The sequence below is a fragment of the Enterococcus sp. AMC1157 genome (assembly GCF_058216555.1).
In genome coordinates this window covers 2,711,304-2,735,708 of the sequence record NZ_CM177099.1, presented here as the reverse complement: position 1 = coordinate 2,735,708, position 24,405 = coordinate 2,711,304, and the positions used below count along the sequence as shown (strand labels likewise).

The following is a 24,405-nucleotide window of genomic DNA, read 5'->3' as shown; positions in this document are numbered from 1 at the left end:
ATGAAAGTATTAAAAAATTTGCTACTTATTTTATTTAAAAAATTAGATAGCAAGAGTATTCTAAAACGAGTAACGGAGTGATATATATGGATCCATTTCTAGCTTTTGAAGTTTCCCAAGATGAACATATCTTTACCCGAGGCGTTGTGAAAAAAGAACAGCTACCTCTATTAAAAGATCACGTATTAATCCAAGTTGCCTATTCAGATATTAATTACAAAGATGCTTTAGCTGCTACTAAAGATACTGGCGTGATTCGTTCTTATCCTAAAATTCCTGGGATTGATCTAGCCGGTGAAATTATTGAATCCACTCACGAAGATTGGCCTGTTGGTAAACAAGTAATTGTGACTGGCTATGATTTAGGTGTGGGTGTGGATGGTGGCTTTGCCCAATATCAACAAGTACCTGTGGAATGGTTGGTGGCTTTGCCTAAGGACTTATCACCGAAAGAAAGTATGATTTTTGGAACAGCTGGTTTTACTGCGACTCAATGTGTACTAGCTCTAGAGAAAAAACAAATTGATAAAGATGAACCGATTTTTGTCACTGGTGCTACTGGTGGCGTGGGTAGCATTGCGATTGCCTTGCTAAGTAAACTAGGGTATTCAAATATCACTGCTATTTCTCGCAAAAAAGACGTTGATTGGTTACTACAGTTAGGAGCAACTCAAATTGCGACACCTGAAGAGGTGTTGCCAGAGAAGAATAAACCTCTTGGAAAACAGTTAATCGCTGCGTTAATTGATACCGTTGGCGGTTCATTGTTAGCTAATTTGTTGCCTTTACTTCAGTATGAAGGAAGTGCCATTATTTGTGGAAATGCTGGAGGAATTAAAGTAGATACGACTGTTCTACCTTTTATTTTAAGAGGAATTCAGCTCATCGGTATTGACTCTGTTCATGCAAGTATGGACCTTCGTAAAGAAATTTGGCCTTTTTTAGCTGAAAATCGTGATGTAATCAACAATTTAAACTATCAAGAAGTTTTATTGACTGACTTAGATATTACAATTGATGCCTTATTAGCTGGTGAACATCAAGGACGAACCATTGTAAACATGGATGTGAAAATATGAAAGTATTGATTACTGCTGGTGGTACTTCTGAAAAAATCGATGATGTCCGCTCCATAACAAATCATTCGACGGGGAGTTTAGGAAGTTTAATTGCAGAAACCTTTTTAGAAAATAGTATTCAAGTCGATTATGTTACTACTGCGATAGCTAAAAAACCTGCTTCTCAAAAGGATTTGACCGTTCATTCAATTACTGACACTCGTAGTCTTGCAGAAACGTTGGAGACACTTTTGAAAGAGAACACCTATGCAGCTGTGATTCATAGTATGGCAGTTAGTGATTTCACACCGACACAAAGTCTTTCTCAAGAACAATTTCTAGAAAGAATTAATCGTTTGATTGAAAATAAATCCATTCTTACTGCGGAGGATTTAAAACAATTAGTTGGAGATAATCAAGAAACTGTCACCAAAATTTCTTCAGACACCGATCAATTATATGTCATTTTAGATAAAACACCCAAAGTCATCCAATCAATTAAACAGCTTCAACCCAACACCTTATTAGTTGGTTTTAAACTTTTAGTTGATGTTTCTAAGGAAGAATTATTGACAGTTGCCACTGCCAGTCTACACAAAAACCAAGCCGATTATGTGTTAGCTAATGATTTAACTTCTATTGAATTTGACAAACATGTAGGATATTTAATCGATCCACAAGGTCAAATTATCGGTGAAGTCGACAGTAAAGAGGCAATCGCTCAATTGATTGTCCAGACACTCTTACCAGAATTCAAGTAATGGAATAAAAAAGGAGTATTTGTTATGACAAAACGAATTTTATTAGCTGTTAGTGGCAGTATTTCTGCTTATAAATCAGCTGATTTAACCAATGAATTAACGAAATTAGGTTACGAAGTAGATGTAATGATGACTAAAAGTAGCCAAGCTTTTATCACGCCGTTAACTTTACAATCTCTCTCTAAAAGACCCATTCATGTTGATGTGATGGAAGAAATCAATCCCAGTAAAATAAATCACATCGAATTAGCCAAGCAAGCCGATCTTTTTTTGATTGCTCCAGCTAGTGCCAACGTCATTGGTAAAATTGCTAATGGTTTAGCCGATGATTTAGTTTCGACTGTAGCTATGGCACTGCCCTTTGATACGCCTAGATTAGTTGCTCCTGCTATGAATACCAATATGTATCTTAATCCAATTTTGCAAAAAAATCTTGCTATTTTAAAGGAAGTTGGGTATAAAGAAATCACGCCAAGAGAATCCTTGCTTGCATGTGGTGATTTTGGTTCTGGTGCTTTAGCAACCGTTGAGACTATTCTTCAATATGTTGAAAATGCTATAAATTAAAGGAGATTCTTATGAAAAATAATACCTTTCGGCTAGTTTTAACTGCTTTTTTCCTAGCTATTTTAATTTTATTGGCTAGTGTGCCTTTTTTAGGTTTTATCCCACTAGGCATAATCAATGCTACCACCTTGCACATTCCTGTTATCATTGCTTCGATTGTTTTAGGACCAAAGCTAGGAGCTTTTTTGGGTGGGTCATTTGGAATTATTAGTATGATTCGTTCCACAGTGATCGTAACCCCGCTATCTTTTGCTTTTTCTCCATTTATCCCACCAATCGGTGCAGAAAATGGTAGTTGGAAGGCCATAATTATCGCGATTGTCCCACGTATTTTGATTGGTGTAGTTCCTTACTTTACCTATCAATGGGGCAAAAAACTATTTAAGAACAAAGCAAATAGCTTTAGCTTATTTCTTAGTGGTATAGCTGGTGGCTTAACAAACACAATTCTCGTAATGAATCTGATTTACTTTTTATTCCAAAGAGAATATGGACAAGTCATTGGTGAAGCTGGCAATGCCATTTATATTGCAATCCTTACAATTATTCTAACTCAAGGAATTCCTGAAGCCATTGTTGCTGGTATCGCTACTGCAGCTGTTGCCTCTGTCTTGTTAAGACTCGTAAAACAAAGAGATGGAATTGCCTAAGATTTTAAAAAATATAAAAAAAGGTTGCTATTCACGGCAAACGTGCCCCTTCACTGCAGATTGATTGGTAAATGTTAGCTGTTGGACTCATTTCTATTCCTTTATTAGGTGTCCTACAGAAATATTGCCTTCTATTTAGTTTAACGAAGAGATTAGAACGATAAAAAAAGATTCCCACTAGCAAGCTTCGGCTCTGCATGGTGGGAATCTTTTTTGTCTCGAATTTTTCTTATTTGATTTTTTGATTTAACCAATCGACAGAATCAAGCATCGTTTGTAGATAGTCGTCTGCCCCAAAGTGTTCAATCGTAACGTATCCTTGATAATCCAGTGCTTTTAGTCGCTCGATTACTTCTGAAATTTTTATAATTCCTTGACCCGTAGCAACTGTATATAATTGGTGCCCACTGGTAGTAACTGTAACGTCTGCTTGAGGAATCATTTTAGCTCCTCGATCCTTGGCATGAACATGGACAATTTTATCTTTTAACTGCTCAAAGGCTACTAATTCATCTTCTCCACTGTAAATAAAATTTCCAGTATCAAAGGTATAGGTCAAGTGAGTCACATTTTCACCAAACCAACGCATCATTTCTGAATCAAGAATAACACTATTAGATGCGTCAAAATCTTCAATCGTGATTTGAATACTTTTGGATTTTGCATAAGCTGTTAATTCATTCATCGCTTTTTTACAACTAGCTAAAACTTCTGCATCCGATTGATCTTCCTGAAAAAATCCTGGAATAATTAAAAGTTTATCTACTCCCAATCTAGCAGCTACGTCCACAATTTTTGTATCTGCTTTTAGATTTGATTCATAATGACAAAGTTGATAAATAGAAATAATTTCCATTTCTGCTTCTATTAGTTCTTTTTTAGTCACTTCTACATCTTCTAATTCTTGAATCCCATATTCTAGCCCGGTGACTCCCTTTTTTCGTAACTGTTTCAGAATTTCAATTCTGGAAAATCCGCTTTGTTTGGCAGCATCGGTGATGTGTTGATTGAAAATCGCGATTTTCATTTAATTACTCCTTTACTAATTAAATAGATAGAAATTATTCATACTCTTCCAATATCTGCACAGCATTTTTGGTTTTTTCCAATTGAAACATCGTCTTTTCATAGTGTTTTGAGGCGTATGCCGAAAACAAAACATCTATCGTATATAACTGAACCAGTAACGAATTTGTTGCAGAACTGCGTAAAGGAGCCTCTCCCCCATCTTCGATATGCAGAACAATATCTGATAATTTCGCTAAACTAGATTGCCCTTTACTGGTCATGCTTACAACTGGAACTTGATAATGTTTCGCTAAAGCTGCTAACTTACAAACATCTTTTTTCTCTCCAGAATTTGAAATAAGAAAGAGAAAGGCTGGCGTATCATTTGTCACAATAATTGTCGTCAACAAATGTGCATCTTGGCTATAAATAACTTTTCTACCTATTCTCAAAAATTTTTGAGCAAAGTCATCCGCTACTGTTCCAGAAGCACCAATACCATAAGTATAAAATATATCAGTTTTTTCTAATAAATCTAAAACCTGTTCAATAGCACTATTTTCTAAAACTTCACCATTTTTTTCAATTGCATCAGTAACCTTCAATTTAATTTTTTGTTTGATACTTTCTATATTTTCATCTGGTACAATATCAGAGTACAAACCAGCTTTAATTTCAGGTAGATTGGCTGAAAGTCTCAGTTTTAAATCAGTAAATCCTTCGAGACCTAAAGAATAGCATAAGCGAACAACCGTTGCTGGACTCGTTTGCGCTGCTTCAGATAAAGTTTTTGCACTCATATGAATCACTTCCTCAGAATGATTCAATATCCATTCGGCTAACTTTCTTTCAGTTTTTGAAAGTTTATCTAATTGATGTTGGATTGTAAATAAAATATTCATAAGCATCCTCCCATTCTAATCATACAATAAATAACTGAAAGAGCATACAGTAGAACTGTATGCTCCCCAATATTTATTTAACATATTTCAATATCTCGTGTAATGATTGAATATGGTGGGTTGATTTAGAATTTTGATTATTCAATAAAGCAACTTCTAATCCAGCATTTAGAGCTGCACTCATACCAATATCCGAATCTTCAATAACTAAACAATCTGATAAATCTAGATCTAATTTTTTAACCGTGTACTGATAGATTTCTGGATGAGGCTTACTTTTTTCAAACATTTCTCCACTAACTAGTAATTCAAAATAATCAAGAATTTGATTATCCGATAATATACTGTGAATACTTTTTAAAGAGGACGAGGAAGCAAGCGCTAAACGAATCCCCATATCTGATAATTCCTTTAAGGATTGAGTAATATCAGGATTCAATATTTCTTGATAATCAATCGGATAAATAGATTTAAAATCTTCATACTTTTCCATTAAGTCAATTCTTTTATTCTCATCATCAGGAATTAATTTTATAAACATATCCTTTACATTGGAGCCTACAAGTTGTTCCTGTATCTCGTTTGTTAATTTTATACCATGCTTTTCAAAAAATATATCTCGTCGTCTTTGATAGGCATTTTCAGAAAAAACAATTACCCCGTCCATATCAAAAATAACTGCTTTTTTCATTACTCTACTCCAATTCGCATTTCTTTAGTTGTACCAAAGAAGTAAGTAATAACGAATCCACCCATGTAACCTGCAAGTAAGCCAATTACATAGTTCAACCAATGACCATTAGCAATCAATGGAATTAACGCAACACCACTTGGTCCAATCGATGTCGCACCGACATTACCGAACAAACCAATAACAGCTCCGCCGATACCTCCACCAATACACGCTGTAATAAATGGACGACCCAACGGTAAAGTAACTCCATAAATTAATGGTTCCCCTATTCCTAAAATACCAACGGGTAGCGCACCTTTAATCATTTCTGTTAATTGCGTATTGCGTTTGCATTTAATCCATAAAGCCATAGCAGCTCCGACTTGTCCTGCTCCAGCCATTGCTAGGATTGGTAATAGCATAGTACTTCCTGTACTTTCAATCATTTGTAAGTGAATCGGAGTTAAAATTTGATGCAAGCCAAACATTACCATAGGTAGGAAAGTTGCGCCTAAAACAAAACCAGAGAAGGCTCCTCCTACTTCTAGTATCCAGTTAATACTTCCTACCAAACCATTTGAAATAAATCCTGCTAGTGGCATAATCAAGAAAATAGTTGTTAAACCCATGACTAGTAAGGTAATCACTGGTGTAACAATAATGTCAATCGATTCTGGCATAATTTTTCTTAACCATTTTTCAACGAAAGACATTAAGAATACAGCGATAATTACACCAATAATTCCACCTTGACCAGCATTTAACGGTTGACCAGTAAAGACATTCATCAGGGGTAAATCAGGATTCATTCCTGATAGTGTTGTTAAACCACCAATTACTCCCCCTAAACTCGGAGAAGCACCAAATTCTCGTGCACTGTTAATACCCACATAAATAACTAAATAAGCAAACAAACTATTTTGAATAATTCCAAAAATTGATCGAATGTAAATCCACATATCTGCACTAAGGACACCTGCAGTTAGCATGTTACCTAAAATGGAACCAATCCCACCGATAATACCAGCTCCTACAAATGCAGGAATCAGTGGAGTAAAAATATTTGCAATTGATTTAAGAGCTTTTGACCAAGGTTTTTGATTTTTTCTTTTAACCTCTGCTTTTGTTTGAGCAGCTTTTTCATCTACAGCTGAACGACCATTTTTAGTTTCAGAAGGCATGACATCCCCCAATCCAACTCCGGCCATTTTAACCATTTCTTGTGCAACTTTATTAACCGTTCCAGGGCCAACAACTACTTGCAATGTATCGTCTTCAACAACTCCCATAACACCAGGAACTTTTTTTAATCCCTCAACATCTACTTTATTGTAATCCCTGATTTCCATACGGACACGAGTCATACAATGAACAACTTTATTTACATTTCCCATACCGCCGACATGCTCATATATGCCGTTTGCGATTAAAACATTTTTGTCTGCCATAATTTTTTTCTCTCCTCAATTTTGACTATTTTTTTAAAGTGTTTGACGAATAAAACCTTTTGCTGATTTTAGTTTTGTAGCTGCAGTTGCTTTATCTAAATCTGTTAGAATCATTACAATAGCTAATTTTACATTTTCTTCAGCTTCATTGAAAGCTACTTCCGCAGTTTCGTAAGAACATTCTGTTGCTTGCATAATAATTCGTTTTGCACGCTCAACAAGTTTTTCGTTTGTTGGACGAACATCTACCATTAAATTATTGTATACTTTTCCATTTCCAATCATAGATACCGTTGAAAGCATATTTAATACTAGTTTTTGTGCCGTTCCAGATTTTAAACGAGTAGAACCAGTTAAAATCTCTGGTCCAACCTCAACCTCAATTGGATAAGTAGCGTGCTTACTGATTTCGGCATTTAAGTTACATGAAACAGTTGCTGTAGTTGCACCTATCTCATTAGCATAATCTAGACCGCCAATAACATAAGGTGTTCGACCACTTGCTGCTATTCCTACAACAACATCTTTGTCAGTAAGTTGAATAGCTATTAAATCTTCCTTCCCTAATTCAGCGGAATCTTCTGCACCTTCAACTGCAACAGTCATTGCCTTCATTCCACCTGCAATCAATCCTTGAACCATTTCAGGCTCTGTACCAAAAGTAGGAACACATTCCGCAGCATCTAAAACCCCTAGTCTTCCACTTGTTCCAGCGCCCATGTAAATTAAACGTCCGTTCTTTGAAAAAGCTTGAATAATTTGTTCAACAACTTTTTCAACTTGCGGTAAACATTTTTCAATTGCTAAAGGAACATTACGATCTTCTTCATTCATTGTCTTCAAGATTTCCATAATAGACATTTGATCTAATTCCATGGTTTTAGGATTGCGTGTTTCTGTTGTTAAATTTTCTAAATTACTCACATTTATTCCTACTTTCTTTCAATTCAAATTGCTGGCCAGGCAAAATACACTGAATCAAATCCAAATCTGATTCTTCGACTTCTGCCACTACGTTCACTTTTTTATCTGCCTTTAGATTAACTTTAGTAATTTGTAATTCTCCCATATAACGTAAATAGTGTTCATTATCTAAAGTCACACTTCCATATTTTCGTTGTTTTGTCTGATTCGCTTTGATTTTAGGAATTTGTTTGAAACGTGCTTCTTGACTTCGAATAACATCCCGTGCATCGTCTAAACGATTCGTATGACTCCCTATAAATAAATCTTGATGTGTTTTAACAACATTACATACATGAAGAATAATCCTTTTATCGTAAAAATATGCCTTGAATTGCTTCTTAGTTCTTTTTTGTAATCCTTCATCACCAATACAAACAATATCACAATGATAAGTTTGTAATAAATCAGTTGCTGCAAACAAAGGATGTTTCTTTCGATGACATTCTAAGGTTGGGAGACCTTGATGCAAAGGCCCGCGTAAATTTTCATCCCCAGGAACAAAAGCAACAATCTTTGCTCCTAAACTTTGCCATTTTTGATTTAATTTGATGAAATACTCCTCAGACAAGCCTGTTTCAGGACGTGGATAATAGTTATGCCAAAGTTCCATTTGATCAAAATTAGCCTGATATTTAATTAATTCTTCTACATCCTTTTCAGTCAATGTTGAAGCATTCAAACCAACAGACATTAAATTTGAAACACTAGCAATTGTTTCATTTGAAACTCCGTAGTCCATACGAATACCTGTTACACCTAGTTCTTGAAGTTCCTGAATTGCATTTGTCTGTGTTAAGTCAATACCTAAACGTTTTAATCCATCCACAGAGATATCTGCCATTAATTCCATATTCAGTGATTTTGTTAAACTACCTAGTACCTTTAAATTATTAAATAATTGCGAAGCATCATCTTCTGGAATGTGTAAGGACGTAAATACTTTTCTAAAGCCTAGTTCAAACATTTCCTTTACATAATTTTTTTTCTCCTGATGAAACGTATCTCCCAAAAAAACAGAAAAACCTAACACTTTCTCACCTCCTATTTCATTAATACGCTTTCATTATAAACATAAAGAAATAAAATTTCAAGTATTATTAGATAAAAGCTAATAAAAAGAAATAAAATTTCTTTTTATCCTATAATAATTAAATGAAAACGAGAACAAATATGTAAATATTTTGAAAGATTACAGAAATTATTCTTTAATTCAATGAAATAAAAAAAAGACCTAGAAAGAAAGTTCTTTCTAAGTCTTAAAAAATTAGTCTAAATCTGTCAAATTTTCCCCATTTGACTCAATCACTTGTTTGTACCAATAATACGATTTTTTCGGACTTCTTTCTAACGTTCCATTTCCTTCATCGTCACGATCTACATAGATGAAACCATAACGCTTGCTCATTTCACCAGTTCCTGCACTAATCAAATCAATACAGCCCCAAGGTGTGTAGCCAATTAAATCCACGCCGTCATCAATCGCATTGCCCATTTCTGCAATATGTTTTCTAAAGTATTCAATTCGATAATCGTCTTGAATTGAGCCATCTTCTTCGACTTTATCAAAAGCACCCAAGCCATTTTCAACAATCATCAATGGTACTTCATAACGAGAATAAATCTGATTTAATGTATAACGTAAACCAACTGGATCAATTTGCCAACCCCAATCGCTGGTTTCAAGGTATTCATTGGAAACACCACCAAATAAATTCCCACCTGATTTATCATTACGATTATCTAAATTATCAGCAATACATGTACTCATGTAGTAACTAAATGTATAATAATCAACCTTTCCAGCTTGCAAAGTTGCTTGGTCTTCTTCTGTAATTTCAACTTCAATATTGTTTTTTTCAAAGTAACTTTTCATATAGTACGGATAGTGGCCTTTAACTTGAACATCTCCACAGAAATAATTTAAGCGATCATTCATTTGTTGGGTTTTTAATACATCATCTGGACGACAAGTCTTTGGATACATGGTGATATAAGCCAACATACAACCAATTTGGAAATCAGGATTGATTTTATGTCCTGCCGTTACCGCTTTTGCCGAAGCTAAAAATACATTATGCAATGCTTGAAATTGTTCTGACTCTGAATACTCACGATTGAACAAACCACTAATTCGTTTTCCGTGTTCTAAAGTCCCAAAGTTAATTTCATTAAAAGTCAGCCAATATTTGACTTTATCCTTATAACGTTCAAACAGAGTAGTTGCATAACGTTCGTAAAAACCAATCGTACGCTTATCCAAAAAACCATCATACTTTTTACCTAAATTAAAAGGCAATTCAAAATGAGAAATAGTCACTAATGGCTCAATGCCATATTTATGCAATTCATCAAATAAATCATCATAGTATTGTAGTCCTGCTTCATTAGGCGTTTCTTCATCGCCATTTGGAAAAATACGCGTCCAAGCAATTGATAGACGATAAACTTTAAAGCCCATTTCAGCAAACAAAGCGATATCTTCTTTGTAACGATGGTAAAAATCAATTGCCGTATGACTTGGGTAGTAATAATTTTCATCATCAATTTCTAAATCAAAGCTACGTCTCGTACCTGAAGTTCGACTACCAGCCCTGTTATGGTCGCTAATAGAATCTCCTTTGCCATCTACATTCCAGGCTCCTTCGCACTGATTAGCAGCCGTTGCGCCACCCCATAAAAATTTTTTTGGAAAACTCATAGATTGTCGCTCCTTTATTTTTGATCTAAGCTCAATTGAAACAAAACAAGCTGTAAAATCTTGAATAGTAGGTATACTACTTTTAGATTTTACAGCTTATTCTTAAAGCTAAATGTTTCTCATTCTTTTACTCTGAAATTACTGCTGTAATCAAGACATCCCCTTGTTTCACAGTTGGTTGAGTTGCTTCAATCACATCTGTGTAATCTGGTGTATTTGTCACAATAATCGGTACTTGAGTACTGTAGCCAGCAGCTTCAATTGCTGGAATATCAAAGGTAACTAATCGATCGCCTTTTTTCACTTTTGTTCCTTGTTCAACAAATGATTCAAAATGTAAACCATCTAATTGAACTGTATCAATACCTAAGTGGATTAGAATTTCTAATCCAGTATCAGAGATTAAACCAATTGCATGTTTTGTTAGGAACATAGCCATTACAGTTCCGTCAAATGGTGCAACAACTTCACCAACAGTCGGTTCAACAACGACACCTTTACCCATGATTCCTTCAGCAAAAGCAGCATCTTTCGCTTCGCTTAATGGTAATAATTTACCTTCGATTGGAGAAAGAACTTCTTCTTTACCCAATTTTTTAACTAGCGCTTTTCCGCCACCAAATGAACCTTTTGCTTCATCTTTGCTCATTGCTGCTGTAACTTCATCATCGAATCCTAACATCCAAACTAAGACAAAAGCTAGTACTAGAGCTGCAATATCTAGGATCACAGCATAAATAGCTAACGTTGGATCTCCTTCATTTGAAATCATGTTTGGATAACGGAAAATTCCTAATCCACCTGCACGATAAGTCACTGTACCCAAACCTAACGCAATTGCTCCAGTCAAGCCACCAACCACACAAGAAATCCAAAATGGTTTTTTCTTAGGTAAAGTAATACCGTAAATTGCTGGTTCAGTAACACCAAACAAACCAGAGATAAATGCTGGAATTGATAATTCTCTTAATTTCAGATTTTTGGTTTTTAACATAATTGCTAAAACAGCACCTGTTTGTGCAAATGATACACTACCACTTGGAGAAAGTAATCCAGTTGGATTGCCGGCAGCTACTTCCATTAAATAGAATGGAATAATCGCCCAGTGTAAACCGAACATTACTAAAATTTGCCATGTAAAACCTAATACAGCACCATAAATAATTGGATTAAAGCTTTGAATAGCCATGAAAGCTGCTCCCAACCAATCTGCAGCAACAGTCATAATTGGGCCAATGATTAAGAATGTTAATGGTAATGTAATTAGTACTGTAAAGAATGGAACCAAGAATAATTTTACAACATCTGGAATAATTTTTCTTAGCTGTTTTTCAAGGAAAGCTGCAAATGCCACTGCAAAGATAATTGGCATTGCTGAAGATCCGTATCCAGCTGCAGGAACAGAAAATGGAATTCCAAAGAAGTTTAAGCCACCAGATTCAGCAAATTGTGCTGCGATAGAGCCATCAATAAATCCTCTGTAAACCATACTGCTTGCAATCATTATACCAACAAATGGTGATCCACCAAATTTTTGCATTGCCGTAAATCCTAAAAAGATTGGTAAGAATAGGAATAATCCATCACCCATTGCATTTAGTACTGCATAGGTTGGAGTTTGTGAAAAACCTGAACCTATTGCGAAAGAAAGGACTGCCGCAAGACCTTTTAACATACCGGCTGCAGACAATGGAGCCAAAATTGGCTGGAATATACTTGAAATAATATCAACAAACTGACTAAAGAGATTGCCTTTTGGTCCTGAGTCTTCCGTAGGTTCTAACACACCTAAAACAGCATCTACATCTTTACGTACATCTGGTACATGATTTCCAATAACAACTTGGTATTGTCCACCAGATTTCATGACAGTTACGACACCGTCCATATTTTTTAATACTTCATCATTTGCTTTACTTTCATCTTTTAATTTGAAACGTAAGCGTGTAATACAATTTGTTAGAGAGTTAACGTTTTCTTTTCCACCAACTTCTCTAACGATATCTTCTGCTAATTGTTCATATTTCCCCATAATTTTTTGCCTCCAAAATTAATTTATTTTTTTAATCCAGAGGTCTCGCCAACTAAATGTAACGACCCTATTCCCTTACAACGGGATGAATACACTCCTTTCTTTCCAGAATCCTAGTAGTTATCTTTTTCGGTCTGAAAAAACAGAAAAAGACCTAAACTGAGCCACTAACGCTCTCGTTTAGGTCTAGCTTAACTGAATAATAACTATCCTGAAATTAATATACTGTAATTAAATGAAAATGTCAACGCTTTCAAACGAATTTTTTAAAGCAAGAATTAGTTGTTAGTATTCACAGTTATCTTTATAATCCATTCGCTATACTACACAACGATTTCTGCTTTTGTCGATCGTGGAACAAACTCTAACTAATCGCTACACTAAGTGACAGTAGTTCACATTGACTTCTTTTTGCAGTTTTCGTTGTTCCGTTACGCTAGATAGCTTTCAAAATTTCTGTAGATTAACTCATAGAATGATGACATACGCTAAAAATAATAGCAGAAATGAGCGCAACAGATGATACCTCTCAATCAATTTTCAGCCTCTCTCGCAGTAAAGCGTCAAGTTTACCGTGAATATAACAATTAGTTCCTACGCTTTCCAGTAACAGCTAAATAGTAACGACTATTTCATCGCTTCAATAATTCTTGCTATATGAATTGTAATATATACTTGTTCGTCTTTCGATGTTTCATACCCCCGGCGAGTTTTTAATAACTCGACAACTTTTTTAGTTGCTGTAAAAGCTTCTGGATATTTTCTGTTTACTAATTCAAATAATTCGTTCTCTACTTGATCCTCATCAAGAGAGTCGCTGTGAGGATTTAAAACTCGCTCTGAGAAAAATCGTAAGTGAGTGATAAATCGTTGAAAATAAATATCATTTTCTTCAAAATTAATTTTAAGTGTATATTTAATGACTGTCAAAATCTCTTCAATCATTTGAGTCAAATCTATAGCACTCTCTTGGTTGGAATCAATGGCTGCATTAACAATATGCAAAGTCAAAAAACCAGCTTCATCATCTGTTAATTCTACATTCATTCGGTCATTCACCACAGTAATAGCTTTTCGAGCCACTTCTAATTCTTGGGGAAAGAACCGTTTTACATCCCATAATAGAAAATTTTTCATGTGAATGTTCTTTTGAGTTCTTTGAATAGCTGTGTGCAAGTGATCCGCGATAGCAATAAAGGTCGTTTCATTTAAATCTTTTTTCAAATTTTCTCTTGCGTAACTTAAAATTTCTTAAGAGATTTTAATGATTTCTTCTGGAATCTCGGAGAATAGTTTTTCGACTCTTAAAGATTCTAATTCATCTTTCACTTCAAATACTTTTTCAACTTTTGTCTGATCAATTTCAAAACCGGGCTTTTTTTGAAAACCTAACCCGTTCCCCATTAAAACCAATTCTTCCCCATCATCGTTTAAAGCAATCACTACATTATTATTCAAGATTCTTAGAATTTTCAAACGATTCACCCTTTTCTCTTTTCCAGTTCAATTCTAAAGATAATAAAAAACCTAAACAGATGCAACTATCCGTTTAGGTCTAGCTTAACTAAATAATAACTATCCTTTGCACAATATACTATAGGAAACTTTACTTGTCAACGTTTGTAACGCTTTCATGAAAAGGCTTCTTTTTTCGGAAATTTGCAGTCAATTTATTAAGAACACTCACTAAAACACACTTGTTTTTTGACCAATTTTTGTGAAATTTTCAAGCTCCATTTGACTTTTTTGATAGTAAAGAAGAAGTGGTTAAACCACTTCTTCGCCAATAATACGTACTTCTGGTTCCAAATGGACATCAAATTTTTCTTTGATTACTGTTTGGATATGGGCAATCAATTCAACATAGTCCGTCGCACTTGCTTGATTGATATTCACAATAAAGCCTGCATGTTTTTCAGAAATTTGGGCTCCACCCCAAACTAAACCTTGCAAACCAGCATCTTGAATTAATTTACCAGTAAAGTGCCCTTCCGGACGCTTAAACACACTTCCACAAGAAGGATATTCCAATGGCTGTTTGGATTCTCGCAAATAAGTTAGTTCATCCATTTTATTCTTTATGACTTCAGGATCTCCCTTAGTCAATTCAAAGCGTGTAGATAAAACAATACCACCCAAAAGTTGGAGGGCGCTGTGGCGATAACTAAAGTCCATATCCTTACTTGTTAATGTGCGAATGTTTCCATCTGGAAATAACACATCACTAGAAATAAATACATCTTGAATTTCTCCACCATAGGCACCTGCATTCATATAGATTGCACCACCGACACTTCCTGGAATCCCACAAGCAAATTCTAATCCACTTAAGGAATGTTCCAAAGCAGTATAACTTGTATCAATTAAACGTGCACCAGACTCTACAGTAATGACGGTATCTTGAATTGTAATGGTATTCATATCTAATAACATAATGACAACACCACGAATCCCACCGTCTCTTACGATTAGATTACTAGCGTTTCCTAAAACCAACCATGGAATTTCTGCAAGTCGACAGAAATTGATTAATTTCACCACTTCTGTTTGTGTTTTTGGAAATGCTAAAACATCAGCTGGTCCGCCGGTTTGTGTAAACGTATAATTCATTAATGGCTCATCAATCAATAAGTTCATTTCAGGAAAATGGCTTAAAAACTTTTCTTGGATTTTCAATGATTACATACCCCTTATTTAATAATTCTGATCAAATATCCTGTTCATTTTATCACGTTCTGAGATAACTGACTACTAGTTGCTGTTTTCTTGATGATGTCTTAACATTTCATGACACAACTGATGACTTAACCAGATATTTTCTTGTTTTAATTCTTGCTGCACTCCAGTTTCTAGTGCATCTAAAAATACTTCCACCATTTGCTGAAAACCTCTTTTTTCCAAAGTTGTTTGCCAATCATTAAAACTTTCCGATTGCTCAACAGATGTGACGGTTTTAAAGTCAATCAAGTTTTCGACAATAGTTGTCCCACTTGGAGCCGTCACTTGAAATACTTCACGATTCGCTCCACTTTTTAAATCCATTGATAAAATAGCCGTCGCTGTTGCAGTTTCTAAATGTAATACGGCGATTTCCATCCCTGTCTCACTCTCACGAATTCGACTAGTCGAAGAAATAATTTCGTCATCCAACAAATACACTGCAGTATCAACCAAATGAAGAAATAAATCAAAAATTTCAAAAGCAGTTGGTTGTTCAGAATACGCACGATTCTTTTGTAAAATCAAGGTTCTTTTCTCAGGAATTTGTTTGAGTTTTTCCACCATAGGAGCAAAGCGTCGATTAAAGCCAACCATCAAAATACATTGTCTTTCTTTTGCCAGTGCTTGTAGTTCAGTCACTTCTTCAATATTTTCACTGATTGGTTTATCTACAAAGACATGAATATTTGCCAACAAACAAGTTTTAATCAGTTCGTAATGGCTACTGGTTGCTGTATGAATGAAGCAGGCTTCAATGCCTTCTACAATCAATTCCTGTAAATTATTTTTCAGTTCTGGTAAGCCATATTGCGTCGATAATCTGGTTTGTACCTCTTTATTCCGTGTAGCAAATATAAATTCCCCTCGATCTTGTAACTTAATATAAGTTGGAAGATATGCTTTTTGTGCAATTCCTCCTAAACCAATCACGCCAACTTTCATTTAGTAAACCTCCTAGAAATTAACTGTTTTTAAAAATATTTATTCTAATTAAATCTTTTTAAACATCCTTTCTTTCATCTTACTTCATCTTCCGTTAAAATACAGTAGATGAAGTAAATTTTGTTTAAAAATAGGAGACAGAAAATGAATTTTATTGCCATGGACTTTGAAACAGCTAATTATCAAAAACATAGTGCTTGCTCACTGGCTTTGGTTATGGTTCGTAATAGTCAAATCGTAGATGAGTATTATACCTTAATTAAGCCAGAGACCGATTTTTTCTGGAAAAATATCCAAATTCACGGTATACGACCAAATGATGTTCTCAATGCCCCTAAATTTCCTGATATTTGGCAACAGATTGCTCGTTTTTATCATCAAAACAGTTTAATTGTTGCCCATAATGCTGGCTTTGATACTGGAGTTTTAGCTGGCTGTCTTGATTATTATGGCTTGGATCAACCAAGTTATATGTCTCTTTGCACAGTGAAAACGAGCCGGAAACTTTATCCGGAAATTCCGAATCATCGCTTAAACACCATGTGTGAATATCTCGATATCCCTTTAATTAATCATCACGATGCCCTAGAGGATAGTCGTGCTTGCGCTCAAATTCTTTTACATCAAGAAAAAATGTTCGGCACAGATCCATTAAAAAAATTAGTTTTGATGAAATAAAAAAGGAAGGGAAGATCAGTCCCCTGATTTCTCCTTTCCTTTTACTATTTATAAATCCATTAACTGCTGATGCTCATTAAAATAATTTTTATAGCTAGTGTATCCAGCAATAATCGAACCTAAACTGGTCGTCGATAAGAGCATAAAAGTCACCATAATTTGATATTTGATGGCATGAACTGGATCAACTCCGGCAAAAATTAACCCCGACATCATTCCCGGCAAACTAACAAGGCCCACTGTTTTGGCTGAATCAATTGTCGGTTGCATTGCCACACGAATGCTTGCTTGTAAGATACTTTTAGCTGCTAGTTTAACTTCGGCACCTAAGGCTAGTTTTTCTAAGACTTGTTGCCGTTGGTCTTTGAACTGTGTATTCAAATTTCGATAACACAAACCAATCGCTACCATTGAATTACTAGCAATCATTCCGGTAATTGTGATGACTTGGGAAGGAACAAAGGCCAATGTTTTAGAAAGAACTAATATGCCTAACGTGACATAGGTACTCACGCCTATCGCCAATAAAGAATGCCAATAAACTTTGTGCTTACTTGGATTACGCTTGTGAGCATTCCAAGAAGCATTGACAATGATAAAAAAACTCATTGTCAGCGTTAGGAAGAAATTGTTTACCTGAATGACGTATTTTAATACATAGGCGATTCCACTTAGTTGGATAATCGCTCGAATCGTACTAAAAAGAATATCTTTTGATAAGCCTAATTGTTCTTTTTTACTAATAAACATAGCAAGTAACACAAGCAAAAAAGAAAATACGAGAGACATCGTATGAACATTTAATTGATTATCCATGTATTTCCCCACCTTCCATCGTCAAGATTCGTTCCGCTGTTTCGATTTCAGTTGAATCGTGGGTAATTTGAAGAATCGTCAATCCTTGCTGCTTTAAATGTCCAATCAAACGATGAATGATCTCTTTGTTTTCCGTATCTAATCCCACAGTTACCTCGTCTAATAATAAAACTTGTGGCAAATACATAAGATTACGAATTAAAGCAATGCGCTGTTTTTCTCCACCTGATAAAGAAGTAATTTTTTTGTCTAAAAATACTGGTTCTAGAGCAACTTGTTGCAACAGCTCCTTCCCGCGTGTCGAATCAAAGGGTTGTTTCCGAATGATAGATGGAAAAATAAGATTGTCTTTTACTGTCTTACCAAATAATACAGGTTGTTGAAAACAATAAGAGACTTCCTTCCGATAGTCATTGGGTACAAACTTTGATTGCGGTATCCCCTCTAGATAGATTTCTCCCTTTGAAGGAGTCAGTAAAGAAGCAATTATTTTAAGTAAGGTACTTTTCCCACTTCCTGATGAGCCTGTTATCGTCACAAATTCTCCTTTATCAATAGAAAAAGAAACATTTTTTATTAACGTTTGTCCATCAAGTTCGTAAGTGATTCCATCTATTTTAAGACAAGACATTTAATCAATCCTCTCAGATTCAATATCAAACGAATATGTTGTCCAATATATCGCTGGCTTGTTTTTTTCTAATAAAGGTGTATCAAAATTTGGTTCATTGACCGCATTTGGAAAATACTGCGTTTCTAAACACATTCCCTCTCGCTTCTTATAAACAGCTCCTTCTTTACCTTCCAGTCCTGTAAAAAAGTTTCCGCTATAAAATTGAACTCCCGGTAAATCAGTTGCTGCTTTCATTCGAATACCTGATTGATCACCAATCAATTCAGCAAAAGTATCTGACTCTTTGTCTAAAACAAAATTATGATCATACCCCTGTGAAAACATTAGTTGTTCAAACTCAGAATCAATGTCTTGACCGATAGCTTTGCTGATTCTAAAGTCCATTGGTGTCCCCTCTACGGAAGCAATTTCACCCGTTGGAATAGATTTACTATCTTTCATCGGAGTAAAGGCACTCGCATTTAATTGTAGACGATGATTCAAAATAGTCCCGCTTTGATGACCATTCAAATTAAAATAGCTATGATTAGTCGGATTAAAAATTGTATCTTTATCAGACTGACCAAGATAAGTAATTTTGATTCCCTCTTCAGTTAACTGGTAACTCACTTCTAAATCCAACGCTCCTGGATAACCTTGATCTCCATCAGGGCTGTGTAAAAAGAAAGTAATTGAATCTTCCTCAAGTGCTTTGACTTCCCACATACGAATTTGATACCCATTTGGACCACTATGCAAATTATTTTCGTTGTCATTTTTACTTAATTGATAGCTTACTCCATTCAATTCAAATTTTGCCTCTGCCAATCGGTTCGCACTACGACCTACAGTAGCTCCTAAATAGGAATCATCATTTGTCTCATACTCAGCAAGTGTATCAAATCCTAGAACGACATCGACTAGTTTCCCTGACTTATCTGTAATCCATAAATTGGTTAATACGGCACCAAGGTTACTAACAATCATCTTCCATCCTTTTTCATTTTCAAAGGAATATAAAAAAACATCTTCGTTATTTTTTGATTTGCCAAAATTGATTTTATTCATTTTTTTCCTCCTTATTTTTCTGTTTATTTATAAAATTGTTTTATTTCCAAAATGGTTAATCTAATCTTTTCTACCTGTATCATCTTACTAATTCAGATGTACAATCGGTGATTTTGACAAGGCTTTCACTCAATAGTAATAGTAATTCAATGACCTTATAATGTCAAAAAAAGTTAGGCATATTTACCTAACTTTTTAGTTAATCATTAAACTCATAAGTCTCACATCTAAATACTCACCTTGTTGACTTTTTGCCCCTCTTTTTAAAAGTCCTTCTGTTTCAAAACCAATTTTTTCATAGAGATGAACGGCAGCTTGATTGCGAGACTGAACAGTTAATTCTAATCTAGCAATGATTGAGCTTTCATTGGCAAAGTCAATCAGCTCTTCCATCAACAAGGTTCCTAAACCCATTCCCCAATACTCTTTGGCAATAAAGACACCTACTTCTCCAATGTGAGCAATTCGCTCTTCATCACTAGCGCGAATAGAAGCAGCTCCAATCACTTCTTGGTCAGCAAAAGCTAAGAGTAAATAATTGCTTTCACTTTCATAAATCGCTGCTAATTCCCCTGCCAACAGTTCTGATGAAAGATTCATCCCTCGTTCATCCATAATTAAAAAATCCGTTTCAAGACTCACTTGTTTAGATAATTGTAACAGCTTTTCTGCATCTTCAGGAATCGCTTCTCTAAGGGTAATCTCTACTTCACTCATTGATTTCTCCCCATGCTTCCTCGATTCGTTTTTTGAACTCTTGCGCTTGATTGCCAAATACGTTTAATTCAACATACCGTTTATTTAGATCTTCAGGATCTTTTGTTAAAATTAATTCAAGAAAATCTACAGGTAGGGCTTCCTGCAAAAGATTTCCCCATTCAATCACTGATAAGCCATCACCTTCAAAGTATTCATCCAAACCTAAATCACTTGCTCCATGTTCCACACGATAAACATCCATGTGATACAACGGAATTCGTCCCTGTTCATATTCTCGAATAATTGTGTAGGTTGGACTCTTAATCATTTGGTCAATTCCAAGACCTTTGGCAATTCCTTTGGTCAATGTGGTTTTTCCCGCTCCCAAATCCCCTGTTAAAACTAAGTTATCGCTAGCTTTGGCTACTTTCCCAATACATTCTGCCAAACGTGTTGTGTCTTCAAAATTTTCTAAAACAATCATCCTGTTCTCCCTTTCCTTACAAAATTTTTTGAAAAATTATCTTTAACTCTTCAAGAAAACCTGCGAATTCTTGCAATAGTATAGCTTTTTTTCTGCTAAATAGCAAAAAAAGGATTGTCTCAACTTTAAGCGAGACAATCCTTTTTCTAGTAAATTATTCGTTCATTAATGATTGAGCTGCAGTAATGATTGAAAGTTTATATACATCTTCTTCGTTACATCCACGAGATAAGTCAGAAACTGGTTTATTTAAGCCTTGTAAAATTGGTCCAATTGCTTCGAAGTTACCAAAACGTTGTGCAATTTTGTAACCAATGTTTCCTGATTGTAAATCTGGGAATACAAAGACTGAAGCTTTACCTGCAACATCAGATTCTGGAGCTTTTAAAGCTGCGACTGATTGATTGTAAGCTGCATCAAATTGTAATTCACCATCGATTGCTAAATCAGGTGCTAGTTCTTTGGCAAGACGAGTTGCTTCAATTGTAGCTTCTGCTTGAGGTGCTTTTGCTGAACCTTTAGTAGAGAAACTTAACATCGCTACACGTGGTTCTATATCAAACATTTCTGCTGTTTCAGCAGAAGCGACAGCGATTTCTGCCAATTCTTGAGGTGATGGAGCAACATTGATTGCACAATCAGAGAAAATATATTTCTCTTGCTCGTTCCCACGCATCATTAAGAATGCACCGCTTGTGCGGCTAATTCCTGGTTTTGTCTTGATAATTTGTAAAGCTGGACGAACAGTATCACCTGTTGAATGAATCGCACCAGAAACCAAACCATCAGTGATTCCCATATAAGTCAGCATTGTTCCAAAGTAATTTTCGTCTTTTAATAAAACTTCTGCTTGTTCTTTCGTCACTTTCCCTTTACGACGTTCTACAAAAGCTTCAACGATTTGGTCCCAACGTCCACAGTTGTCTGGATCATAAATTGTCATGTTGGCAATATTGATTCCACGAGTTGCTGCTGCTTGTTCAATTTCATGTTGTTTTCCAATTAATACAGGTTCGATCAAATCTTCACCCTTCAAACGAGCAACTGCACCTAGAATACGTGTGTCTGAAGCTTCTGGAAAAGCAATTCGAATACCACGACGTACAATTTTAAATTTTAGACTGTCAAATAATTCCATGGATGATAACCTCCAGTTTTTTTATACATATCTATCATACACTATCTAGCCAAAAAAAAACAGTTTTTTTCTCTGTACCAATCTAAAAAAAGCTATTTAGTTACACTTTTCACGTATTTTTTACAAACTGCTACAATTTTCAAATTTTACTGTTATACTCTTTCAGGAAGTTGCCAATTAATTGGTGTTTCTCCCATTTGTAACAGAGCTTGATTTGTCTGAGAAAATGGCTTGGAACCAAAAAAACCACGATGAGCAGACAAAGGACTTGGATGAACAGAAGAAATAATTACGTGCTTTGTTGTATCAATCATTGAAATTTTCTGTTGTGCTGGTTTACCCCACAAAATAAACACAATAGGTTTTTCTCGTTGATTCAACTTTTGAATAATTTCATCCGTCAGCTTTTCCCAACCTTTTCCTCTATGAGAATAAGCTTGACTTTCCCGCACAGTCAAAACTGAATTTAACAATAACACTCCTTGTTCTGCCCAAGAAGTTAAATAACCATGGGAAACTGGAGAGATACCTAAATCGGCCTCTAATTCTTTATAAATATTTTTTAACGAAGGTGGTACTTTGATTCCTGGTTGTACAGAAAACGAAAGACCATGTGCTTGATTTGGACCATGATAAGGATCTTGTCCCAAAATTACCACTTTCACTTCTTCATAAGGTGTTTTTTCTAAGGCTTCAAAAATATGATACATATCCGGATGTATTTGTTGTGTCTGATATTCATTTTTTAAAAATTGACGAAGTTCTTGATAGTAAGGTTTCTGAAATTCATCTGCTAAAATTTCTTGCCAACTGTTATGAATAATTTTTTTCATGATACGCCTCCTCTTGTTTAGCTTACTATTTTTTTGTTGTCTAGCCAAGAAAATCTCTTCTTAGCTTCAAGAATATTTCACTTTTTTATGGTAAACTATAGAAGAATTAGAAGTAGAAAGGATGCTAACATGATTAAATTAATTGCCTCTGATATGGATGGAACATTGTTAAATTCGGAACTCCAAATTTCTCAAGAAAATATTGATGCTATTCGTTATGCAGAATCTACAGGAGTCGAGTTCGTTATTGCGACTGGTCGTGGGAGAACAGAAGCCATTCCTGCACTAGAAGAAGCCGGGATTACTTGTCCCATGATCACACTAAACGGAGCTTTGGTTTTTGATAAAACAGGAACACCCGTTTTTAGTGCACCTATCGATTCTTCATTAATTGAAACTGTTTTTGATATTTTAGATGAGGAAGATATTTATTATGAAATCGCTACAGAAAATGGCATTTATACAGCAAAAAAAGAACAACGAATTGAGAATTTTTCAGCTGTTCTTGCAGAAATGATGCCTCATCTTACTCGAAAAATGGCGATTGCGATGGCCATGGCTCGTTTAGAATTTTTCCCCATCACTACGGTGGATAATTTAAAAACATTCGTTAATGACAATCGTGTTTCTGTATTAAAGATTATCGCTTTCCATAAAGAAGGACCTCTACATTTAAGTGTTGCTGCTAAAAGACTTCATGAATTTGAAGATTTAGTTATCACTTCTTCTGGAGCAAACAATATTGAAATCAATCATAAAAACGCTCAAAAAGGAATTGCTGTTGCCCGATTGGCACAGAAACGTCAAGTTGATTTAGAAGAGGTAATGACGATTGGGGATAATTTAAACGACATGAGTATGATCCAAGTTGCAGGTGTTAGTTTTGCAATGGGAAATGCTGCTCCAGAAATTAAAGAACATGCTAAATATCTTACTGTAACTAATGTCGAATCTGGTGTTGGAAAAGCCATTCGCCGTGCAGTTGATGAAGAATTATAATCAACCTTTGTAGAAGTTGGAGGTGAGATTGTGTCCGAGTTTTTTATTCAAGATAAACAATTAAGTAAAGTTACACGTACCGTTGTTAAAGATGAAACGGGGCATTCTCTCTATTTGTTAGTCGGACGTTGGGGAGCAAAAGGCGATGCTTTGTCACTCTATCGCATGGATGGCTCTTTAGTGGCAAGTATTAAGCAAATTAGTTTTACTTTTGGTAATCGTTTTGAAATTTATGAGGATTTTCAAAAAGTCGGAACACTCCACAAAATATTTAATTGGCCAGGAGATTTTTATTATATCCAACAATTAAAATGGCAAGTCCATGGAAATATCTATCAGCATCGCTACAAAATCCATCATTTTACCAAAGAAATTATGACGATGGATAAAACCACCTTGCTGACTGGTGATTATTATGTCTTAAATGTAGCCAATGATGTGGATGCACCAAAATGTATCTGTATTGCAGCTATTATGGATTACTGGTTATACAATCGTAATAAACAGCAAAAAACAGCTTTTAAATTAAAATTATCCGATACTTTCAATTAACTCTATTTGATTTACAGTCAAGTAGCTACTATACAAGTGTGCTTAGGCTGTAGAGTCAAATCTTCATTTAACTTAAAGAATAAATAACAAAATAGTCGA

Annotated in this window: 26 protein-coding genes; 7 read left to right on the top strand and 19 right to left on the bottom strand. The window is 35.1% G+C overall.

Translation table 11 applies throughout. The features are described from left to right. Positions 1-86: 86 nt before the first annotated feature. The 4 genes from AC4BBX_RS13355 to AC4BBX_RS13340 are packed head-to-tail and all read left to right on the top strand — an operon-like array spanning position 87 to position 3,036. The gene (locus tag AC4BBX_RS13355; RefSeq protein WP_490454301.1) at positions 87-1,079 is read left to right on the top strand and encodes an acrylyl-CoA reductase family protein; all 993 of its coding nucleotides are present in this window, start codon (positions 87-89) and stop codon (positions 1,077-1,079) included. Further along, entirely contained in the window at positions 1,076-1,819 is a 744-nt protein-coding gene (locus AC4BBX_RS13350) for a phosphopantothenate--cysteine ligase (RefSeq protein ID WP_490454300.1), read from the top strand. Before AC4BBX_RS13355 ends, AC4BBX_RS13350 begins: the two co-directional genes overlap by 4 nt. Positions 1,820-1,843: 24 nt before the next feature. Further along, complete coding sequence (gene coaC / locus AC4BBX_RS13345; RefSeq protein WP_490454299.1) at positions 1,844-2,386, top strand: phosphopantothenoylcysteine decarboxylase; 543 nt, start codon at positions 1,844-1,846, stop codon at positions 2,384-2,386. Between the two features lie 11 nt (positions 2,387-2,397). Then, positions 2,398-3,036, top strand: coding sequence for an ECF transporter S component (locus tag AC4BBX_RS13340; protein WP_490454298.1), 639 nt, complete (start codon positions 2,398-2,400; stop codon positions 3,034-3,036). Positions 3,037-3,265: 229 nt separating this feature from the next. Here AC4BBX_RS13340 and AC4BBX_RS13335 read toward each other — a convergent pair whose 3' ends face one another. The 12 genes from AC4BBX_RS13335 to AC4BBX_RS13280 form a co-directional block, all read right to left on the bottom strand. Then, positions 3,266-4,063 carry a sugar phosphate isomerase/epimerase family protein gene (locus tag AC4BBX_RS13335; RefSeq protein WP_490454297.1) on the bottom strand — a complete coding sequence of 266 codons (798 nt, stop codon included), beginning with the start codon at positions 4,061-4,063 and terminating at the stop codon, positions 3,266-3,268. Positions 4,064-4,097: 34 nt separating this feature from the next. After that, positions 4,098-4,946: a MurR/RpiR family transcriptional regulator gene (locus AC4BBX_RS13330; protein WP_490454296.1), complete on the bottom strand. Its 849-nt coding sequence runs from the start codon at positions 4,944-4,946 to the stop codon at positions 4,098-4,100. A gap of 73 nt (positions 4,947-5,019) precedes the next feature. Next, positions 5,020-5,637: an HAD family hydrolase gene (locus AC4BBX_RS13325; protein WP_490454295.1), complete on the bottom strand. Its 618-nt coding sequence runs from the start codon at positions 5,635-5,637 to the stop codon at positions 5,020-5,022. Beyond that, positions 5,637-7,067 carry a PTS transporter subunit EIIC gene (locus AC4BBX_RS13320; RefSeq protein ID WP_490454294.1) on the bottom strand — a complete coding sequence of 477 codons (1,431 nt, stop codon included), beginning with the start codon at positions 7,065-7,067 and terminating at the stop codon, positions 5,637-5,639. The genes AC4BBX_RS13325 and AC4BBX_RS13320 overlap by 1 nt, the downstream gene beginning before the upstream one ends. A 33-nt stretch (positions 7,068-7,100) precedes the next feature. Further along, positions 7,101-7,997, bottom strand: coding sequence for an N-acetylmuramic acid 6-phosphate etherase (gene murQ / locus AC4BBX_RS13315; RefSeq protein ID WP_490455818.1), 897 nt, complete (start codon positions 7,995-7,997; stop codon positions 7,101-7,103). Next, on the bottom strand, positions 7,984-9,063 hold the full coding sequence (locus AC4BBX_RS13310; RefSeq protein ID WP_490454293.1) for a DUF871 domain-containing protein: 1,080 nt from the start codon (positions 9,061-9,063) through the stop codon (positions 7,984-7,986). The genes murQ and AC4BBX_RS13310 overlap by 14 nt, the downstream gene beginning before the upstream one ends. A gap of 234 nt (positions 9,064-9,297) precedes the next feature. After that, positions 9,298-10,731 (bottom strand): glycoside hydrolase family 1 protein, encoded by a 1,434-nt coding sequence (locus tag AC4BBX_RS13305; RefSeq protein WP_490454292.1) that lies wholly within the window; start codon positions 10,729-10,731, stop codon positions 9,298-9,300. Positions 10,732-10,858: 127 nt separating this feature from the next. Continuing rightward, positions 10,859-12,763: a beta-glucoside-specific PTS transporter subunit IIABC gene (locus AC4BBX_RS13300; protein WP_490454291.1), complete on the bottom strand. Its 1,905-nt coding sequence runs from the start codon at positions 12,761-12,763 to the stop codon at positions 10,859-10,861. A 627-nt stretch (positions 12,764-13,390) separates the two neighbouring features. After that, entirely contained in the window at positions 13,391-14,011 is a 621-nt protein-coding gene (locus AC4BBX_RS13295) for a PRD domain-containing protein (RefSeq protein WP_490455817.1), read from the bottom strand. A gap of 3 nt (positions 14,012-14,014) precedes the next feature. Then, on the bottom strand, positions 14,015-14,248 hold the full coding sequence (locus tag AC4BBX_RS13290; RefSeq protein ID WP_490454290.1) for a CAT RNA binding domain-containing protein: 234 nt from the start codon (positions 14,246-14,248) through the stop codon (positions 14,015-14,017). A gap of 282 nt (positions 14,249-14,530) precedes the next feature. After that, positions 14,531-15,400 (bottom strand): UDP-N-acetylmuramate dehydrogenase, encoded by an 870-nt coding sequence (gene murB, locus AC4BBX_RS13285; protein ID WP_490455816.1) that lies wholly within the window; start codon positions 15,398-15,400, stop codon positions 14,531-14,533. 114 nt (positions 15,401-15,514) lie between these two features. Continuing rightward, positions 15,515-16,426 carry a Gfo/Idh/MocA family protein gene (locus AC4BBX_RS13280; protein WP_490454289.1) on the bottom strand — a complete coding sequence of 304 codons (912 nt, stop codon included), beginning with the start codon at positions 16,424-16,426 and terminating at the stop codon, positions 15,515-15,517. A 144-nt stretch (positions 16,427-16,570) separates the two neighbouring features. Here AC4BBX_RS13280 and AC4BBX_RS13275 point away from each other — a divergent pair, with 144 nt between their 5' ends. After that, a complete protein-coding gene (locus tag AC4BBX_RS13275) occupies positions 16,571-17,104 on the top strand; it encodes a 3'-5' exonuclease (RefSeq protein WP_490454288.1) in 534 nt (177 codons plus the stop codon). A 48-nt stretch (positions 17,105-17,152) separates the two neighbouring features. Here AC4BBX_RS13275 and AC4BBX_RS13270 read toward each other — a convergent pair whose 3' ends face one another. From AC4BBX_RS13270 to AC4BBX_RS13240, 7 genes are all read right to left on the bottom strand, one after another. Then, on the bottom strand, positions 17,153-17,920 hold the full coding sequence (locus AC4BBX_RS13270; protein WP_490454287.1) for an ABC transporter permease: 768 nt from the start codon (positions 17,918-17,920) through the stop codon (positions 17,153-17,155). Beyond that, positions 17,913-18,551: an ABC transporter ATP-binding protein gene (locus tag AC4BBX_RS13265; protein WP_490454286.1), complete on the bottom strand. Its 639-nt coding sequence runs from the start codon at positions 18,549-18,551 to the stop codon at positions 17,913-17,915. The genes AC4BBX_RS13270 and AC4BBX_RS13265 overlap by 8 nt, the downstream gene beginning before the upstream one ends. Next, positions 18,552-19,601 (bottom strand): aldose epimerase family protein, encoded by a 1,050-nt coding sequence (locus AC4BBX_RS13260; RefSeq protein WP_490454285.1) that lies wholly within the window; start codon positions 19,599-19,601, stop codon positions 18,552-18,554. It abuts the gene before it with no gap. A gap of 195 nt (positions 19,602-19,796) precedes the next feature. Further along, positions 19,797-20,318, bottom strand: a complete 522-nt coding sequence (locus tag AC4BBX_RS13255) for a GNAT family N-acetyltransferase (RefSeq protein WP_490454284.1) — start codon at positions 20,316-20,318, stop codon at positions 19,797-19,799. Next, the gene (tsaE, locus tag AC4BBX_RS13250) at positions 20,311-20,784 is read right to left on the bottom strand and encodes a tRNA (adenosine(37)-N6)-threonylcarbamoyltransferase complex ATPase subunit type 1 TsaE (protein WP_490454283.1); all 474 of its coding nucleotides are present in this window, start codon (positions 20,782-20,784) and stop codon (positions 20,311-20,313) included. Before tsaE ends, AC4BBX_RS13255 begins: the two co-directional genes overlap by 8 nt. A gap of 154 nt (positions 20,785-20,938) precedes the next feature. Continuing rightward, on the bottom strand, positions 20,939-21,922 hold the full coding sequence (gene pta, locus AC4BBX_RS13245; protein ID WP_490454282.1) for a phosphate acetyltransferase: 984 nt from the start codon (positions 21,920-21,922) through the stop codon (positions 20,939-20,941). 152 nt (positions 21,923-22,074) lie between these two features. Further along, the gene (locus AC4BBX_RS13240; protein WP_490454281.1) at positions 22,075-22,755 is read right to left on the bottom strand and encodes a uracil-DNA glycosylase; all 681 of its coding nucleotides are present in this window, start codon (positions 22,753-22,755) and stop codon (positions 22,075-22,077) included. Positions 22,756-22,884: 129 nt separating this feature from the next. Here AC4BBX_RS13240 and AC4BBX_RS13235 point away from each other — a divergent pair, with 129 nt between their 5' ends. Both AC4BBX_RS13235 and AC4BBX_RS13230 read left to right on the top strand, forming a co-directional pair. Beyond that, positions 22,885-23,754 (top strand): Cof-type HAD-IIB family hydrolase, encoded by an 870-nt coding sequence (locus tag AC4BBX_RS13235; RefSeq protein WP_490454280.1) that lies wholly within the window; start codon positions 22,885-22,887, stop codon positions 23,752-23,754. A gap of 30 nt (positions 23,755-23,784) precedes the next feature. Continuing rightward, positions 23,785-24,306: an LURP-one-related/scramblase family protein gene (locus AC4BBX_RS13230; protein ID WP_490454279.1), complete on the top strand. Its 522-nt coding sequence runs from the start codon at positions 23,785-23,787 to the stop codon at positions 24,304-24,306. Positions 24,307-24,405 lie beyond the last annotated feature (99 nt).

What these genes read in the sequence shown, in the direction of transcription:
- AC4BBX_RS13355 (WP_490454301.1), top strand. Translation starts at nt 87, where the DNA reads ATGGATCCATTTCTAGCTTTTGAAGTTTCCCAAGATGAACATATCTTT.
- AC4BBX_RS13350 (WP_490454300.1), top strand. Translation starts at nt 1,076, where the DNA reads ATGAAAGTATTGATTACTGCTGGTGGTACTTCTGAAAAAATCGATGAT.
- coaC (WP_490454299.1), top strand. Translation starts at nt 1,844, where the DNA reads ATGACAAAACGAATTTTATTAGCTGTTAGTGGCAGTATTTCTGCTTAT.
- AC4BBX_RS13340 (WP_490454298.1), top strand. Translation starts at nt 2,398, where the DNA reads ATGAAAAATAATACCTTTCGGCTAGTTTTAACTGCTTTTTTCCTAGCT.
- AC4BBX_RS13335 (WP_490454297.1), bottom strand. Translation starts at nt 4,063, where the DNA reads ATGAAAATCGCGATTTTCAATCAACACATCACCGATGCTGCCAAACAA.
- AC4BBX_RS13330 (WP_490454296.1), bottom strand. Translation starts at nt 4,946, where the DNA reads ATGAATATTTTATTTACAATCCAACATCAATTAGATAAACTTTCAAAA.
- AC4BBX_RS13325 (WP_490454295.1), bottom strand. Translation starts at nt 5,637, where the DNA reads ATGAAAAAAGCAGTTATTTTTGATATGGACGGGGTAATTGTTTTTTCT.
- AC4BBX_RS13320 (WP_490454294.1), bottom strand. Translation starts at nt 7,067, where the DNA reads ATGGCAGACAAAAATGTTTTAATCGCAAACGGCATATATGAGCATGTC.
- AC4BBX_RS13305 (WP_490454292.1), bottom strand. Translation starts at nt 10,731, where the DNA reads ATGAGTTTTCCAAAAAAATTTTTATGGGGTGGCGCAACGGCTGCTAAT.
- AC4BBX_RS13300 (WP_490454291.1), bottom strand. Translation starts at nt 12,763, where the DNA reads ATGGGGAAATATGAACAATTAGCAGAAGATATCGTTAGAGAAGTTGGT.
- murB (WP_490455816.1), bottom strand. Translation starts at nt 15,400, where the DNA reads ATGAACTTATTGATTGATGAGCCATTAATGAATTATACGTTTACACAA.
- AC4BBX_RS13280 (WP_490454289.1), bottom strand. Translation starts at nt 16,426, where the DNA reads ATGAAAGTTGGCGTGATTGGTTTAGGAGGAATTGCACAAAAAGCATAT.
- AC4BBX_RS13275 (WP_490454288.1), top strand. Translation starts at nt 16,571, where the DNA reads ATGAATTTTATTGCCATGGACTTTGAAACAGCTAATTATCAAAAACAT.
- AC4BBX_RS13270 (WP_490454287.1), bottom strand. Translation starts at nt 17,920, where the DNA reads ATGGATAATCAATTAAATGTTCATACGATGTCTCTCGTATTTTCTTTT.
- AC4BBX_RS13265 (WP_490454286.1), bottom strand. Translation starts at nt 18,551, where the DNA reads ATGTCTTGTCTTAAAATAGATGGAATCACTTACGAACTTGATGGACAA.
- AC4BBX_RS13260 (WP_490454285.1), bottom strand. Translation starts at nt 19,601, where the DNA reads ATGAATAAAATCAATTTTGGCAAATCAAAAAATAACGAAGATGTTTTT.
- AC4BBX_RS13255 (WP_490454284.1), bottom strand. Translation starts at nt 20,318, where the DNA reads ATGAGTGAAGTAGAGATTACCCTTAGAGAAGCGATTCCTGAAGATGCA.
- tsaE (WP_490454283.1), bottom strand. Translation starts at nt 20,784, where the DNA reads ATGATTGTTTTAGAAAATTTTGAAGACACAACACGTTTGGCAGAATGT.
- pta (WP_490454282.1), bottom strand. Translation starts at nt 21,922, where the DNA reads ATGGAATTATTTGACAGTCTAAAATTTAAAATTGTACGTCGTGGTATT.
- AC4BBX_RS13240 (WP_490454281.1), bottom strand. Translation starts at nt 22,755, where the DNA reads ATGAAAAAAATTATTCATAACAGTTGGCAAGAAATTTTAGCAGATGAA.
- AC4BBX_RS13235 (WP_490454280.1), top strand. Translation starts at nt 22,885, where the DNA reads ATGATTAAATTAATTGCCTCTGATATGGATGGAACATTGTTAAATTCG.